The sequence below is a fragment of the Mesorhizobium sp. M5C.F.Cr.IN.023.01.1.1 genome (assembly GCF_003997585.1).
GTDB classification, from domain to species: Bacteria; Pseudomonadota; Alphaproteobacteria; order Rhizobiales; family Rhizobiaceae; genus Mesorhizobium; species Mesorhizobium wenxiniae.
The window spans coordinates 1-551 of sequence record NZ_RZSU01000256.1; the positions used below are offsets into that span (position 1 = coordinate 1).

A 551-nucleotide genomic window follows, 5' to 3' on the forward strand; every position below is an offset into this window, starting at 1 on the left:
GTGATGTCGAGGTCGCAAGCGGGATCTGGCTCGCGATAGTTGGCGGTCGGCGGCACGACGTCCTCTTGGATTGCCATCACGCAGGCGATCATTTCAAGCGCGCTCGCTGCGCCGAGGCAATGCGCGTGCGTGGACTTGGTGGAAGAGATGGACATCGAATAAGCGTGGTTTCCAAACACACGCTTGATCGCCGCCGTTTCAGTCTGATCATTGCTCTTGGTACCGGTGCCGTGCGCGTTGAGGTAGTCGACGTCCTCGGCATTCAGCCCGGCATCGGCAAGGCAGGCGCGCATCGCCGACGCTGGCCCCTCGACAGATGGCGCGGCGATGTGGAAGGCATCGGCGGAAAGGCCGACGCCGGCGATCTCGGCAAGGATTGTGGCACCACGCGCCCTGGCATGCTCGTAGCTTTCCAGCACGGCCATGCCAGCACCCTCGCCCAGCACCAGGCCCTTCCTATCGGCGGAGAAGGGCCGGCAGGTATCGGGTGAAAGCACGCGCATTGCTTCCCATGCTTTCAGCACGCCCCATGCGAAGGGTGCGTCGCTGCC

1 protein-coding gene is annotated in these 551 nt (G+C 63.9%); it reads right to left on the minus strand.

All coding sequences use genetic code 11. The annotated features are described in order from the left end of the window. On the minus strand, positions 1 to 551 hold a 551-nt coding region (locus EOA78_RS35640), incomplete at both ends, for a beta-ketoacyl synthase N-terminal-like domain-containing protein (protein ID WP_281034109.1).